The sequence below is a fragment of the Brachybacterium kimchii genome (genome assembly GCF_023373525.1).
Lineage (GTDB): Bacteria > Actinomycetota > Actinomycetes > Actinomycetales > Dermabacteraceae > Brachybacterium > Brachybacterium kimchii.
Map to the genome: position 1 here is coordinate 22,636 of NZ_CP097219.1, position 14,211 is coordinate 36,846.

The following is a 14,211-nucleotide window of genomic DNA, read 5'->3' on the forward strand; positions in this document are numbered from 1 at the left end:
TGAGGATCACTCTGAGGATACTCGATGACCCTGGCCATGCAAGGACCTGCGGCTGACGACACGCCGCAGCCGCAGGCATCTCTGAACCGTGTGCGCGATGCGCTCGCGCAGCGGGGCGACCCGATGAAGGGTCACGCGCACGACTTCAAGGCGCGGTGCCCGATCCATGACGACAACGAGGCATCCCTGCACGTCAGCTACGTGCCGGGGGATGACGGCCGTGTACTGCTGACCTGCTTTGGCTGCCACGGCGACTTCCGCGACATCGCCGCCGCGCTCGACCTCTCCGTGGCAGACCTGTTCGATCGTCCTCTCCCGCCGCGTGAGGAGCGCGTGGGCCGCTCCACGAGTCGTCGCCGTACCGGCAAGCGCTGGGGACGCATCGGTCCGCTGCCTGCTCCGATCGCCGCGCCGGAGCGCGAGGCCGCCTCGACTGAGCGTCTGGACTGGCGGGTCGTCGACACCTACGACTACGCCCGTCCGGATGGCGAGGTGATCCAACAGGTCATTCGGAAGGAGGCCACTACCGCCGACGGCGCGAAGAAGAAGACCTTCACGCAGACGTACTTCACCGCTGGCGGGAAGGTATCCAAGAAGCCCAAGGGCTTCGAGCCCACCTGGTACCGCTGCCCGGAGCTCGTGGACGCCCTGGCTGATGAGGAGACCGTGTGGATCCTCGAGGGGGAGAAGGACGTCCACACCGCGGAGTCGCTCGGCGTCGTCGCCGCGACAAACGCCGGCGGCGCCGGGTCGCTGACCGATGGCATGCTCGACCTCCTTGAGGGCGGCACGATCCGCGTTGTCCTGGACCTCGACGGCGCCGGCTTCCAGCGCGGCGTGCAACTGCTCGAGGCCCTCAAGGACCACGCGGATGTCACAGCGCTGCTGCCGAAGACCACCGAGGCCCACAGCGATCTCACTGATCACGTCGAGGCCGGGGGAGGGCTCGAGGAACTCATCGAGGTGACCCTTCCTGAGCTCAACGCGTGGGCGGAGGCCTCCAAGCTCGAGGGGCAACTCAAGCGTGTCGAGGAGGCTGACCGCGAGGCGCGCGCTCACCTCGATCAGTTCGAGGAGCGCCGGCAGTCGGCACCCAAGGCTGCCGAGACCCACAGCAAGCGCGCGAACCGATGGACAATCGAGTCCGAGATCCGCGTGGACACGCTGCTGGAGACCGCGACTTCCGTCGAGCGGTACGCGTCTGTCGCTGACACCGAGTGGGCGCGCGAAGCCGCCCGCTGGGCTGACAGCACGCGCCAGCAGGCAGTGCAGACCGCTCGCATCCTGCACGAGCTCACTGGTCGCGACATCCCCCCGGTTCTCCAGGCTGGCGTCGAGCGCACTCAGCCGCCCTCCACGACCGTCGCCCCCGCGCCCCCCGCTGAGGAGGCGGCGCCTGAGCACGGAACAGACGAGGACCTCGAGCCGGCCCCCGGCGTGAAGGCACCTCAGCTGCGCAGCAAGGGCGAGCTGCCCGCTGACATCTCCGCTCCTCGTTACGTGCTCGCCTACGGGCAGATCTGCAAGGAGGAGTGGAAGCCGGCCAAGGGCGATGCAGGCGCTGAGGGTGCCTACGTCCGCAATCTCAAGATGGTCCTGAGCTTGGACGCCAGGATCGTCTCGCGTGACTCCAACGAACTGCTGGGGGAGGAGGACTACGTCGACGAGCCCCCGCTGCACGAGCAGACCAACACTGTTCCGGACACGATCGAGGCGACTCCCACGAAGCTCGGGGGAGTGCGACGCTTCATGATCGCCTACACCCACCCGCTCTCCGGCGAACAGGTCATCACCGCGGTCAACGCGGACGACGCCGTATCCAGCAAGTGGCTGGAGAAGCTCGACTTCTCCGTGGACTACCTGGCCACGACCAACGGCCGCGCCGAGGTGTGGCGAGCGATCAACCAGGTCTCCGAGCAGCAGGCCGCCCGAACCGTCTACCAGTCCACCGGGTGGCGCAAGACCGACGAAGGCTGGAAGTACGTCCACGCCAGCGGCGTGATCACCAAGGACGGCCACCAGCCCGCTCCCGTGGACCTCTCCGGCCCCCTGACTCGAATTACCCTGCCCGCGCCCACCGACGATGTCGCCGAGCTTCGTGCCGCGTTCGCGCACATCGAGAAGATGACCGAGGAGATCCCGCGCCGCGTCATCCTGCCGCTGCTCGGGCACATGATCCGAGCCGTCCTCGGCCACAACCCGATGGTGCCGATCATCGTGGGCGTCCCCGGCACCCTCAAGTCCTCAATCGCCAGCTGGTTCATGGGCATGTACGGCCCGCAGTGGAAGCGAAACCGGCCGGGCATGAGCCTCGCCGGCACCGGCGCAACCCTCAACGCCGCCCGAATTCTCATGGCCCACGCCAAGGACACCGTGTTCTGGTTCGATGACGCCGCACCCGATGCCGGAGTCGCCAACGCCCAGAAGATCATCAAGCAGATCACCCGCATGGTCTCCGAGCGCATCGGCCGTGACCGCGCCGAGCGCGACGGCATCGGCACAGTCGCAGGACCCCAGCCGATCGCCTCGGGCCTGATCACCTCAGAGCTCGCCCCCGAAGCCGGCTCCGGCCAGCAGCGCACCTTCCCGATCCCACTGCGCAAGGGCGACATCCCCGTCGACCTCATGCGCGAGCAGTCCCGCTCCCTCCCTCGCTACCACCGCACCCTGCTGATGAGCAGCTTCATCCAGTGGGTCGCCCAGAACGATCCCGCCGCCCTGCGCGAGCAGGCCGACGAGGACGCTGACGTCTACCTCCACAAGCTCTACGAGCCCAGCTCCTACCTCGACCCCCGCCTGGACGAGCGCCCCGGCCAAGCTCTCTCCCACATGTGGGTGGGCTGCAAGGTCCTGTTCGAGTTCCTCCTCGACGTGGGCGTTCTGGACCAGGCAGCCGCCGACACCTGGATGCAGAGCCTCGACGAGGCCCTCTTCGAGGCTTGGACGGCCACCGTCGACCCCGACATCCCCACCTCGACCGGTGGACGCGTGCGCGAGCTGCTCCAGTACGCCCTGCACTCCGGCGTCGGCTACATCGCGGACGTCAACGACAACCACGCCCCCACCGGCCCGCTCGCCGCCCGCCTGGGCTGGAAGCTGCTGTCTGGAATGGGATCTGACGGTGCCGAGCGCACCGAAGCTCGAGGTATCCCGCTGGGCTGGATCAACACCAACACCGCCGGCGACGACGAGCTGTACATCGTGCCCTCCGCCCTCACGCACGTTCTTGGTCAGGCCAAGACCGCACTGGGCAGCTCGATCGAACTCGACGAGGCCACCGCCAAGCGAGCTCTCTACGACGAAGGCATCCTCAGCTGCGACGAGCCCGCCCCCGGCAAGGCCCCGAAGATGACCAAGAGCAGGCTGCTGCCCTGCATCAACGCCCGCCAGCGCGTCCTCGTCATCCCCTTCTCCAAGCTGTTCCCGGAGGAGGACGACGGCGGCGACGCACGCCTGCTCGGCAAGGGAGCCCCCAAGGGGCCCACCCCCCTCACCCGTCGCCCCCGGCCGACCCCGGCCAGCCCGGCGCCGGCACCCGAGCCCGCGGCCCCGGCAGCCGGTTCATTCACCCAGAGCGCGACCGCTCTCGCCACACAGCCGGCCCCTGCCGCGGCGCTGGCACCCGAGCCCGCGCCGCGTCCGTTGCACGTCGTCTCCCAGGCCCCCGCGTCCGCATTCATCGGGCCCGCGGCCGTGATCGATGTGGACGCGATCTACACCCCGGACGGGAAACGTCACGCCTGGCCGGAACTCACCCACGTCGGTCAGCTCGCCGAGCTCGTCCCCTCCCTCGGCCTCGGCTTTGACCAGAAGGGCCTGAGTGAGGTCGGGCAGGTGTGGATCTCCCACGCTGCGGCCCTCAAGCTCGGCCTGCCCGTCGACCAGCTCGGCGAGGATCCCGCGAAGGTCCGCTCCACCCTCTCCAAGCTCACCACCGGCCACGAGCTGCTCACCCGCGCCCAGCGCGAGGGCTACCGCGTGGGCGGCAAGGGCACCTCCCTGAGTAACTGGACGCGCGTGTTCCGGGCAGGGGAGGACGACGAGCCCATCGCGATGCTCGTCGTGATGAGCGCGCTGCCCGTGGACTACCCGCTCGTCAGTGCCGATCCCGACGAGGACCCGCAGATCTCCACCCCGGATCCCAGCGAGCTCGTGCAGTGGCTGCGGGAGACCGCGAACACCGTCGGCCTGCCGCTGTACATGCACCCTGGTCAGACCGGCATCGATCTCGCCAAGGCGCTGCGCCGCAAGGGCATGACCGTGACCACGCGGGATGGGGGGAGCGCCCATCGCAAGGCACGGGAGCTGTTCGCCGCCCACGATCCGGTGCCGCCGGCCGCTCTGCCGAACACCGAGCGCGACCTGGACTGGTCGCGGGTGCCCACCGACGAGGAGCAGTCGAAGCTCTACCTGCACGCCTACGATCGCGGTGGCTCCTACATGGCCGGCGCAGCCTCCCTCGAGCTCGGCATCGGCGAGCCCGACCACCACCCCACGGGCCGCACCTTTGACCGGAAGCTGCCCGGCTACTGGCTGATCACCGTCCCCGAGTCCGGCGACTGGCGCATGCCCAATCCGCTCGCTCCCGGAGGCACTGCGACCCCCGACGATCCGATCTGGGCCACCACCCCCACCCTCGAGTTCGCTCTCGAGCAGGGATACGACCCGGAGGTCTTCGAGGCCTACACCTGGCCCGAGCACGGCCGCGTCCTCCAGCCCTTCTACGACCAGATCAAGCAGGGACGCACCTCCCTCGTCGAGAAGATCCAGCGCCTCGCCCACCCCAACGATGAGGACGACGTCCTGGATCTCATCTCGGCCGAGAAGTCCCTCGAGGCTCTCAAGGCCGTCTACACCCGCATGATCGGCATGATGGGCTCCGCTTCATTCATGCAGGGCAAGCAGGGATACGCGCCCGACTGGCGTCACCTGATCATCGGCAAGTCCCGCGCGAACATCCAGCGCGTCGCGGTGGCCAACGGGACCAAGCACCAGCGCCAGTGGCCGATCGCGATCGGCACCGACACCATCTGCTACCTCTCCGACAACCCCGACCCGATCGAGGCATGGCCCGGAGACCCGGCCAAGCTCGGCCGGGGCTTCGGCCAGTACAAGCACGAGGGATCCGCACTCCTCAGCGACCACCTCAAGTACCTCACCGGCAAGGACTGGCACGGCAAGAAGCACCTCATCGATCCCGCAGACTGGCACCCGACGAAGGAGTGACCCCTGATGCCCAACCTGAACATCTTCCAGGGCCTGACCGGCCGTCAGGGCAGCCCCACCGGTGGCAGCGTGCGCAGCATGATCGTCGCCGCCTTCGGCACCACCAGCCGGGGCGGCCCCAACACCCGCGCCGCCGCCCAGGAGCTCGGCGTCTCCCAGCGCAGCGTGCAGCGCTGGATTGCCGGCGAGGACCGTAAGCAGCGCAGCAAGCCTCGCGCCGATCACCTCTCCACCCTGCGCACCAGCGCACGGCAGGCAGCCACCACGAAGAAGGGCCGCAAAGCCTCCCTCGACAAGGCCCGCTCCCGCTTCGCCAACCGCAAGAGCGCACGCCTGACCACCCACGGCATGCAGGGCCCTGAGGGCGGCGGCACGGGCTACTCCCGCCAGCGCACCGTCACCGTCGAACTCGGGGCCAACGACATCGACGCCATGTTCGATGCCTACGAGAAGGGCGGGGACGCCGCCGTCACCCAATGGCTCGAGCAACATCACTCCGCCAACTACGTCCCCGGATGGACCTTCGAGGGCATCGACACGATTGGGATCGAGTAAAAATGCCGCCGAACAACACGATGGAGTTTTCTGAGTGGTGGAAGCAATACCACCCAAACAGTCAACCGAATGACAACACCACGAGTAAGCGAACTGACTTCTCGAGCCGCGCAATGTTTTTTCTTGCCGCAGCGGCTCAAATGAACGCAAGGGACGCGCTCACTCTATACCAGAGAAATGATCCACAGAACGCGCTGCGCGCCGCGGCAGCCACCGGAACAGCAGCAGAAATGATCTCGAAAGTTGCACTAGGAGCCGCCTCCCCGCATCTACTCGTGTCCAAGGGCGACCATACCTCAACCCTCCTGCTCGCAAACCACGCCTCGGTTGAGCCCTCAAATCCAGTTACCTACTTTCGTTCAATTGAGGCGTGGGATTCACTTACCGCGGCACGCAAGCTCTATGCAGGAAAAGTCTTCGGCGGCTCGACCAGCCGCCCCTACCCGCCGTTCGCAGTCAGGAACGCCGCGCTCCACATGGGGATGTCGGACCGAAAGATGACCGAATCCGCAGTAAAGGACATGGCTCTCCTTGTCAACGAGGTGCTAGCAGTCCTCAACGTGTCTCCCGGATCCTTCTGGGGGTCAAATCTGTGGCCCTTGGTTTCGACAATAATTGAAGAGCACTCGAGTGCCGTCGAGAAGACATTCCACGCAAAGCTGTTCGCCGCCCAGCAACTGTATGAATCTCGCATCGAAAGCCTCGCGCCGGAAGCAAAAATAGCACTTGTTGCGATCCTTGAATCCACTCTGTCTACTGAACTCGACCCAGGGGAGCAGTTAATCCAGTGGACATGTCCAGCTTGCGAACATACTGGACATCTGACTTGCACTAAAGACCGAGGGCCCATTCAGCGCGAGATCATAAACCATCACGACGTGGACACGTTTGTTGGAGTGACAGCCCGGCCCACAATTTTCGAGTGCCCCGTGTGCGACCTGTTCCTTGAAGACGAAGAGTTGGCGTTCGCGGATGATATACCCGGTACGATCGACCTGGAGCCGGAGTCCCCGACGGAGGAGGACTACGACGCTGAAGAATGGTACGACGATTACGATCGTGCAGATTATGAGGACTTCTAAATAAGCCGTATCCGCTGGACTAGGAACGACAGTAGCTTCCTGTCAACCGTCCTGGCCTCTGCCGCATCCTCCTGGAACCAGTTTCCAAGTGTCTGCACGAGCTGGCGGGCGGTCACCAGCTGGACGAGATCGTCCTCAGAGTCATTCGCCACCGTCAGCGGCTCAGCCAAGGTCTGTGGGTGCACCACGATGTACCCGCGGACCTCGACGTCTGCCAGGCCGCTCAGCGCCAGCCACCCCTGATAGTCCTCGACGGCGGCGGTCGTGCGCACAGGGCGATACTCCCAGGAGTCCTCAGCCTCGGCACGGATCTGGTCTTGTCCCTGCACCTTCGCGTAGGACCCCGGCCTCCAGACCGCGGAGTCGACGAGGGCCACCTTCCGACCGCAGACCAGGGCATGGTCGATGCCAGCATCCCCGCCCCCCTCCAGGCCCTCGAGGCTATTGACCAAGCGCACTCCAGGAATCGTGCCGAGGAAGAAGCTGAACTCTGCTGCCGAGAGCCTCCCCCCTTCGAGAGCGTCCATCGCACGATCCCGGCCGGGACGGGCTGTCGCCCCAGGAACGCTCTGCCCAGGATCACCCCAGGAGAACGCCCGCCGGATGCTCTTCCTCGAGACCCGCAGCCTCCCCACGACCAACAGGGAGTAGACCGCCCACAACACGATGCCCATGCACACGAGAACGCCCAGGATCACGAGCGCCGTCGGTTTCCACGGCACGTCTCGCAACGCCGCATAGAGAAGCCACACCACCTCGAGGACACAGGCTGCCCCGAGGAGAGCGATCGTCGAGCGCACCGGGATCCCCGCCCAAAGCCAGATCCGCAGCCCCACCACGAGCCCGAGGACGATCAGGACCCACCCCGGCGGCGCGAACTGAGCAAGGAACACCGCCCCGCCGAGGCCGAGAACCCCGAGAAGAACCGGAACCCACCAGGGCATACCCGCACGCGTGACTACGACCTCCGAGGATTCCTGACCCTCGAAGAAGTCGAGCCACGGCATCGTCCCCAGATCGTGCCGTTCTCGGGGCAGGGGACCGCTGTACATCTCCGGGGGGACCTGCTCGCCAACGGGGCCCTGATCACTCTGCGCAGATGCCTGCTGCTCTCCAGATTCGGTCGTGGCCCCACCGCCCCCGCCACCGAGGCCCTGGTCGTACTCGGCGCGCCGGGAAGCGTCCGAGAGGACTGCGTGAGCATGTTGCACGAGGAGGAAGAAGGACTTCATCTCCTCACCCGCGATGTCCGGGTGCAACTTGCGGGAGAGCGAGCGATAGGCCGCCTTGATCTCCGCCGGCTGCGCGTCCGGAGAAACTCCCAGTACCTCGTACAGAGTTGGCTCAGACGTGGTCGCCACTGCGATTCCCTCCTCGAGCTCTGCTCCCCGTGCCGGCGCCGCGCGGCTTGGACCGGTCGGCATTGCTGCGGTTCACCACGAGCTCGTCATACAGGATCTCCAGAGGGCGAAGGCGAGCTCCGGTGATCCACCGTTCCGACCCGCCGGCAGTGCCTCCTAGACGGACCCTCCAGCTCGAGATCTCCTTCAACACGGCCAGCTTCAGTAGCTGCGCCTCGAATCGATTGTGAACCACGAGGGACTGCACATCGTGAGCCCCAGCCTCGGGATGATCCCTTCGGGTGCCCACACGAGTCAGACGGACGCACGAGAGACCATTCAGCAGCCCCTCCACCCACACCCTGTGCGGTGACAGCCAGTCCTGCTCTCGCCAGGGCTGCAAGGGCACTCTCCGAGCTCGCAGGCGTTCCAGAGCAGAGCGTGCGTTCGCCTCCTGGAACTCCTCACGCGCTACATCGCTCAACGTGGGAGTGACCTCCTCGAGCAACGCCGTGAGGCGCGGCGAAGGGATCGACGCCGGAGCTCCTCTCCATGACCCCTTCCTACGCACCCACCTCCGCACAGTGGATGGGTGCACCCCTAGCCCCCGGGCGATGTCCTTCTTCGTCCGCGCCGCCACCCCACGCTGCTGACAGACCAGCCGAAGCAACACCTCGAGGCGCGCCGGACTCCAGACGGGGCCGGCGCCACTCACTGCACACCCCGCCGATAGGTGCCCGCGCGGGCACCCGTATCCGACTCCTTGACCACGATCCATGCCTCCAGCCGATCCTTCGTCAGCCCCCAGCTACGGCCCACGCGCACCACCGGAGGGAACGCAGGATCCCTGTACTTCCACCACCGGACGGTCTCCGGCTTCACACCGACGACCTCCGCGATGTCCTCCACCGAGTAGAGCTCCATGGCGCCCTTCATTCGTTCATACAGTTACGAACAAAAGTACCACCGGAACGAGGCCAGCAACAGCCATAGGACGGAAGTACGAAAACACGAATCCACGAAAACACGAGCGAGCAGGTTCACTAATCGTTGCACCACAGCCCATGGCAGATCAGCAAAGGGGCAGGCCAAACCAGCACAGCGAAGCTGATTAGGCGTTGACCTGCACTGTTGCTTGCGCCGGCTTGTGCTGTAGGTGCCATCGGTCGATCCGTCCTTTTCGTGTTTTCGTATTTTCGTGTTTCCGTGCTCCCGTTCTTCGCTCCCCCGTTGACAGTCTCGGCCGTGTGTGCCTATCCTTCTAACTGTCAGAACGAAACAGCATCAAGGAGGACCCCATGTCCAACGGACCCACGGCGGAGACTCGGGCGATCGGGAAGGTTCTGCGGAGCCTCCTGGACCCTCCCGGCTCCCCCACACACTCCGATCTCCGCACTGCGGACTCGCTGCTCATCGACTGCCCGGAACACGGGATCCCTGCCTTCCACTACTGGGCTGCGAATGCCGATCCCGATTCCCCGGATCCTGACGCCCAGCTCGTACGGTTCATTCGGGAAGGGGCCAGTGGTCGGCGCGCCGCTCACGCCTACCGGGTGTGCCTCCAGCTCGCCTATCACCGCACGTACTCCTCTCCCCCTCCCCAGCGGGGTGCTCCAGGCCGCGTCCGGATCACGTACTTGCTGTGGGCCGCCGTACTCACGGACCAGCCCCACGCCGATGTGCTGGGGCTGTGTGGCCAGGCGGCAGACGTTGACCTGGAGCTGGCCACTACCGACCCGCTGTTCCCCATTGCGTTGCACCGCCTCGGCGGCAACGTCCCGAGCTCGCAGGAGGCTTGAGCATGACCACCCTGACCATCACCCACACCCACCTCGAGGGAACCTTGATCGAGGGCACCAGCCGCGGGGACGGCTCCGCCGATGCTCTCAAGGCCAACCGGTGGCGCTGGTCCCGGAATCTGGGGAGTTGGTACATCCGGGGCTCCCGTGACCATGACGCCCGCACCTGGCAGATCGACACCACGGCAACCCAGCTGCGGGAAGCTGGGTTCACCGTCGAGGTCGACATTGACAACACCCCGCGCGCCACTGCCGATGTCGAGTCCGACCGGGTCGAGCGCGCCGCCCAGCGGGCGGACGCGCTCGACGCGAAGTCTCAGCGGCTCCAGGCGGCCTCAGACGCCCGCTTTGCCACCGCCGACGGCATCTCCGAGTCCATCCCCTTCGGGCAGCCGATCCTGGTCGGTCACCACTCCGAGGCCCGGGCCCGCCGGGGCGCCGAGAAGATCAACACCAACATGCGGGCCGGGATCGACGCCCAGAACGCGGCTCGGGACGCCCAGCGGCGCGCGAACAGCGCGCGGGCCAACACCCGGCCCGAGCACCCCTCCACAACCGCCAACCGGCTCGACAAGCTCCGCGCAGAACTGCGCCGCATCGATCGCTCCCGCGCCATCGACCGGGGCCGCGCCACCCGCGAGGCAGCCCCTCTCTCGGACGCGCAGGAAGGCCGCTACGCCGAGCAGACCGCACATCTGCGCGAGCAGATCACCTACTGGGAAGGCGTCCGCGCCGAGCAGATCGAACAGGGCCGGATCGCTGACACCTCCAGCGTCGAGGTCGGCGACCTCGTCAACGTGCACGGCTCGGACTGGTGGAGAGTCAAGCGCGTCAACGCGAAGACCTTCACCGTCACCTACGGGCACTCACAGGTCCGCGTCCCCCACCACCAGGTGACCGCCGTACGCACCGCCGACGGCCACCCGAAGCACCCCTAGCACGCGGCCCACGACCAGCCCAGCGCCCCCGGGACCCACTCTCCCCGGGGGCGCTTTCGGTTATCTGTTGACAGTCGGGGCCGTCCTGTGGGATGCTCATAAGCGTCAGAACGAAACCCAAACACCAGGAGGATCCCATGCCCACCATCACCACCGCCATTGACCGGCTGCGTAAGGCACTGGACGCGACCATCCCGTTCGCCAGCTCCGACGACACCACGCCGGTGCTCAACGGAGTGCACATCCAGGTCCAGAATGAGCGGCTCCAGTTCTCCTCCTCCGACCGCTACGCCGTCGGCACCTACCGCCTGCACCGGGGCGAGGCCGCCGAGAGCGAGGACGAGTTCACCGCCGATGACGCCGCGAACGAGCTCAAGGCGACCATCCCCCTCAAGACCGCGAAGGAAGTCCTGCGCACCGCGAAGAGCTTCAAGCGCGGGGACGCCCTGGAGGACATGCGGATCGAGATCGAAGAGCACGCCGCAGTGTTCACCTTCCCCGACGGCACCTCGCACCGCGCCTCGACGATCGACAGCGAGTTCCCGCCGCTCGACCGGCTGTTCCCCAGCAAGGAAACGCTGGAGAACAGCACCGAGTCCTCGGTGATCTTCAACCCCGGCTTCGCCGCCAAGGTGAACAAGACCGCCGCCGCGATCAGCGAGCGGAACGAGGGCGTGCAGCTGCGGATCACCAGCGCGCTCAAGCCCGCCGTGTACCGCCTCCAGAACGACGAGCACTGGAGCGCCCTGCTCATGCCGATGCGCGGCTGACCCCTCCACGAGGGCCGGCCGCCATGCGCCCGGCCCTCCCTCTCTCCGAAAGGACGACCATGACCCTCAACATCCACGACGCCACCTCACTGGACGAGCTCGCAGCACAGTGTGACGCCCGCACCACCGGGCACCTCGCACGCCTCATGCTGCGCACTTTCGCCGAGCTCGGTGCCGCCGAGGAATGGACCGACCTCCCCACGGTCGCCGAGGACATCGCCGCCAGCGCAGGACGGCTCGGGCTCCCCGTCGGCGACACCACACCCCGCGAGGTCGCCCTGTGGCGGGAGATCGCAGACACCACGGCGACTCCCCCGCGCCCGCTGGTCGGCGCCGATGCACTCACCGTCAACGCGGCCGCTCTCGCACTGTCCGACACCTGGGGCAACGGCCTCGCAGCCGACCTCGCCGGTTCCATCACTTGCGAGGAGGCCGACGCGCTGCTCGCCCTGTTCGACGCCGTCGGCGCGCACCAGACCGCCCAGGAGTGGCGCGAGTTCCACGCCGAGAGCGACGAGGAGGGAGATAAGCACTACCTCCCGCTCTCCTGACCCCGCGACCACGGCGGCCCGGCCCCACCGCACCCCTGCGGTGCGCGGGACCGGGCCGCCGTTCACGGCGCACGGCGTGCGCTCCAGGTGGGCACAGCAGACCAGATCCCATCTAATTTCGTTGTGATGTTGACAGGCGGGGCCGCGGCTGGTTTACTCATAGATGTCAGAACGAAACACCGAGAGATGGAGGAGCCATGACTCACCTGTACAAGATCACCGCCGGACGCACGGTCGAGACCGTCGCGTGGGACGAGAACGCCGACGCGTTCACGCAGATCTACGCGGCGCTCAGCACGGACACCATCAAGGTCAGCACGATCGAGCGGGTGCCCTCCGAGCGCGAGGACAACATCGAGATGTGGGCCGACGAGGACGCCGAGTACCACGGGGCCCCGCTCAACTTCTACGCAAGTTCCTACGCGGGCACCCCGCTGCTGGGGACCGTCGCTCTCGTGACCCACAAGCCCTACACCTCTGTGTTCTCCGGCCTCACCGAGACGCAGATCCGCGAGGAGGAGGACCGCCTCATCCGCGCGGTCACCTTCCACGTCGCCCGGCTCGGGGCCGTCGCCAGCCTCTGATCACACCCGGGGCGGGCCCAACCGGGCCCGCCCCCCCCCTTCTCGCAGGGAGAGACACCCATGAACACCATCACCCGCCACCGCCCCGTCATCACCCGGACCGCGACCAGCGTGCTCATCGAGACCCCCGAGTGCGGGTTCTGCGGACACACCGGGAGCGTCACCCTCACCGCCGACGAGGCCGCCGCCCTCCAGGACGGCGCGCCCATCCACGTGGCCGCCCCCGCGATGTCCCGCTCCGCGCGCGAGCAGTACATCAGCGGCATCCACCCCGATTGCTGGACCGAGCTGTTCGGCTGACCCCCGCAGGGTGGGGCCGCACCATCGGCCCCACCCTCACCCCGAGGAGACCCCCCATGCCCACCACATGCGCCTACTGCGCCATCACGCCGCACGATGAGCAGTGCCTCTCCCCGCGCGATGACGGAACCGCCCTCTGCACGCGCCCGCGCGGACACGATGGCCCTCACGTCGCCTGCGGACACGCGGGCCACGAGCGCAGCACCTGGGGCCCCACCATGGCCGATGTCGCCCGGGACCTGTTCCAGCACGCCGCCGAGCAGAACCAGGCCATCACCCGCGCCCGGGACTACCTCACCGCGTGCGCCCACGACCCTCACGGCGAGCACTGCACACCCCGCACACCCTGCCCCCACGACACCGCCGAGGAGGCCCTCGCGAGACTCAACGGCAGGGACGCCGCCTAACCCGCCACCCCAGCGGCCCGGCCCCGGTCAACAAGTTTCTTTTTTATGTTGACAGCTGGGGCCGCCGTGCTCTAGAATCGAGGTATAGCCAGGGAGGAGGAACCCACCGCACACCGACACCGACAACGACGTCGGCCCCCACAACAGAAAAAGTGTCCTGTAGCAGGACATGGGGGACCCTGACCCCCACCCCCCCCCCCCCGCTTGAACTCACGGTCGAGGTGAAGGCGCTTCCGTCACGATCACGATCGTCCGGGGTTCGCCTCCCGCAGGGCGTCCTTCCAGTACGGGTCTGGCCGCCCCCGCGAGGTCGTGAGCTTCGCGCCCTCGAGATGCACACGCGTGCTCACCCACGCGAGCACGTACGCCTCGACGGCCTCGAGCTGCCCGATCCACGCGTCGACGGTCAGATCTAGATGTTCACCGTTCACAGTCACCCGGACTGTCTCCTCCGGCAGTTTCGCGTCGCGGTAGCTGTGGGAGTACCCCACGGGCGTCCCGCCGTCGACGGTGCGTCGGTAGGCGGAGACGACACGCTCTGCCGACGTCATGAGGTCCGCGAAGGCGAAGTACCGGGGGTATCGGGAGCGCAACGGATCCATGGACTCAGTGTGCGCTGTCGCGCCCACGGACGAGCCGGCGCCCGCATTCCTTGGCCT

13 protein-coding genes are annotated in these 14,211 nt (G+C 67.0%); 10 read left to right on the forward strand and 3 right to left on the reverse strand.

Annotated elements, in window-relative coordinates; translation table 11 throughout:
- Positions 1–24 precede the first annotated feature (24 nt).
- The 3 genes from M4486_RS19545 to M4486_RS19555 are packed head-to-tail and all read left to right on the forward strand — an operon-like array spanning position 25 to position 6,863.
- The gene (locus M4486_RS19545; RefSeq protein WP_249481210.1) at positions 25–5,226 is read left to right on the forward strand and encodes a toprim domain-containing protein; all 5,202 of its coding nucleotides are present in this window, start codon (positions 25–27) and stop codon (positions 5,224–5,226) included.
- Between the two features lie 6 nt (positions 5,227–5,232).
- Complete coding sequence (locus M4486_RS19550; protein WP_249481211.1) at positions 5,233–5,781, forward strand: hypothetical protein; 549 nt, start codon at positions 5,233–5,235, stop codon at positions 5,779–5,781.
- Positions 5,782–5,783: 2 nt separating this feature from the next.
- Entirely contained in the window at positions 5,784–6,863 is a 1,080-nt protein-coding gene (locus M4486_RS19555) for a hypothetical protein (RefSeq protein ID WP_249481212.1), read from the forward strand.
- Here M4486_RS19555 and M4486_RS19560 read toward each other — a convergent pair.
- Entirely contained in the window at positions 6,860–8,224 is a 1,365-nt protein-coding gene (locus M4486_RS19560) for a J domain-containing protein (protein WP_249481213.1), read from the reverse strand. The genes M4486_RS19555 and M4486_RS19560 overlap by 4 nt on opposite strands.
- A 690-nt stretch (positions 8,225–8,914) precedes the next feature.
- Complete coding sequence (locus tag M4486_RS19565) at positions 8,915–9,127, reverse strand: helix-turn-helix domain-containing protein (RefSeq protein WP_249481214.1); 213 nt, start codon at positions 9,125–9,127, stop codon at positions 8,915–8,917.
- 374 nt (positions 9,128–9,501) lie between these two features.
- On the opposite strand from M4486_RS19565, the gene M4486_RS19570 reads away from it, so the two are divergent.
- From M4486_RS19570 to M4486_RS19600, 7 genes are all read left to right on the forward strand, one after another.
- Complete coding sequence (locus M4486_RS19570; RefSeq protein WP_249481215.1) at positions 9,502–10,002, forward strand: hypothetical protein; 501 nt, start codon at positions 9,502–9,504, stop codon at positions 10,000–10,002.
- Positions 10,003–10,004: 2 nt separating this feature from the next.
- Positions 10,005–10,940, forward strand: coding sequence for a DUF3560 domain-containing protein (locus M4486_RS19575; protein WP_249481216.1), 936 nt, complete (start codon positions 10,005–10,007; stop codon positions 10,938–10,940).
- 137 nt (positions 10,941–11,077) lie between these two features.
- The gene (locus tag M4486_RS19580) at positions 11,078–11,710 is read left to right on the forward strand and encodes a DNA polymerase III subunit beta family protein (RefSeq protein WP_249481217.1); all 633 of its coding nucleotides are present in this window, start codon (positions 11,078–11,080) and stop codon (positions 11,708–11,710) included.
- Positions 11,711–11,769: 59 nt separating this feature from the next.
- Complete coding sequence (locus M4486_RS19585) at positions 11,770–12,261, forward strand: hypothetical protein (RefSeq protein WP_249481218.1); 492 nt, start codon at positions 11,770–11,772, stop codon at positions 12,259–12,261.
- Positions 12,262–12,458: 197 nt separating this feature from the next.
- Positions 12,459–12,845 carry a hypothetical protein gene (locus M4486_RS19590; protein WP_249481219.1) on the forward strand — a complete coding sequence of 129 codons (387 nt, stop codon included), beginning with the start codon at positions 12,459–12,461 and terminating at the stop codon, positions 12,843–12,845.
- A 60-nt stretch (positions 12,846–12,905) separates the two neighbouring features.
- Complete coding sequence (locus tag M4486_RS19595) at positions 12,906–13,145, forward strand: hypothetical protein (RefSeq protein ID WP_249481220.1); 240 nt, start codon at positions 12,906–12,908, stop codon at positions 13,143–13,145.
- Between the two features lie 56 nt (positions 13,146–13,201).
- Positions 13,202–13,552 carry a hypothetical protein gene (locus M4486_RS19600; protein ID WP_249481221.1) on the forward strand — a complete coding sequence of 117 codons (351 nt, stop codon included), beginning with the start codon at positions 13,202–13,204 and terminating at the stop codon, positions 13,550–13,552.
- A 242-nt stretch (positions 13,553–13,794) separates the two neighbouring features.
- Here M4486_RS19600 and M4486_RS19605 read toward each other — a convergent pair whose 3' ends face one another.
- Complete coding sequence (locus tag M4486_RS19605) at positions 13,795–14,154, reverse strand: hypothetical protein (RefSeq protein WP_249481222.1); 360 nt, start codon at positions 14,152–14,154, stop codon at positions 13,795–13,797.
- Positions 14,155–14,211: the final 57 nt, after the last annotated feature.

Excerpts from the sequence above, each read along its gene's own strand:
- M4486_RS19545 (WP_249481210.1), top strand. The coding sequence starts at position 25 with ATGACCCTGGCCATGCAAGGACCTGCGGCTGACGACACGCCGCAGCCG.
- M4486_RS19550 (WP_249481211.1), top strand. The coding sequence starts at position 5,233 with ATGCCCAACCTGAACATCTTCCAGGGCCTGACCGGCCGTCAGGGCAGC.
- M4486_RS19555 (WP_249481212.1), top strand. The coding sequence starts at position 5,784 with ATGCCGCCGAACAACACGATGGAGTTTTCTGAGTGGTGGAAGCAATAC.
- M4486_RS19565 (WP_249481214.1), bottom strand. The coding sequence starts at position 9,127 with ATGGAGCTCTACTCGGTGGAGGACATCGCGGAGGTCGTCGGTGTGAAG.
- M4486_RS19570 (WP_249481215.1), top strand. The coding sequence starts at position 9,502 with ATGTCCAACGGACCCACGGCGGAGACTCGGGCGATCGGGAAGGTTCTG.
- M4486_RS19575 (WP_249481216.1), top strand. The coding sequence starts at position 10,005 with ATGACCACCCTGACCATCACCCACACCCACCTCGAGGGAACCTTGATC.
- M4486_RS19580 (WP_249481217.1), top strand. The coding sequence starts at position 11,078 with ATGCCCACCATCACCACCGCCATTGACCGGCTGCGTAAGGCACTGGAC.
- M4486_RS19585 (WP_249481218.1), top strand. The coding sequence starts at position 11,770 with ATGACCCTCAACATCCACGACGCCACCTCACTGGACGAGCTCGCAGCA.
- M4486_RS19590 (WP_249481219.1), top strand. The coding sequence starts at position 12,459 with ATGACTCACCTGTACAAGATCACCGCCGGACGCACGGTCGAGACCGTC.
- M4486_RS19595 (WP_249481220.1), top strand. The coding sequence starts at position 12,906 with ATGAACACCATCACCCGCCACCGCCCCGTCATCACCCGGACCGCGACC.
- M4486_RS19600 (WP_249481221.1), top strand. The coding sequence starts at position 13,202 with ATGCCCACCACATGCGCCTACTGCGCCATCACGCCGCACGATGAGCAG.
- M4486_RS19605 (WP_249481222.1), bottom strand. The coding sequence starts at position 14,154 with ATGGATCCGTTGCGCTCCCGATACCCCCGGTACTTCGCCTTCGCGGAC.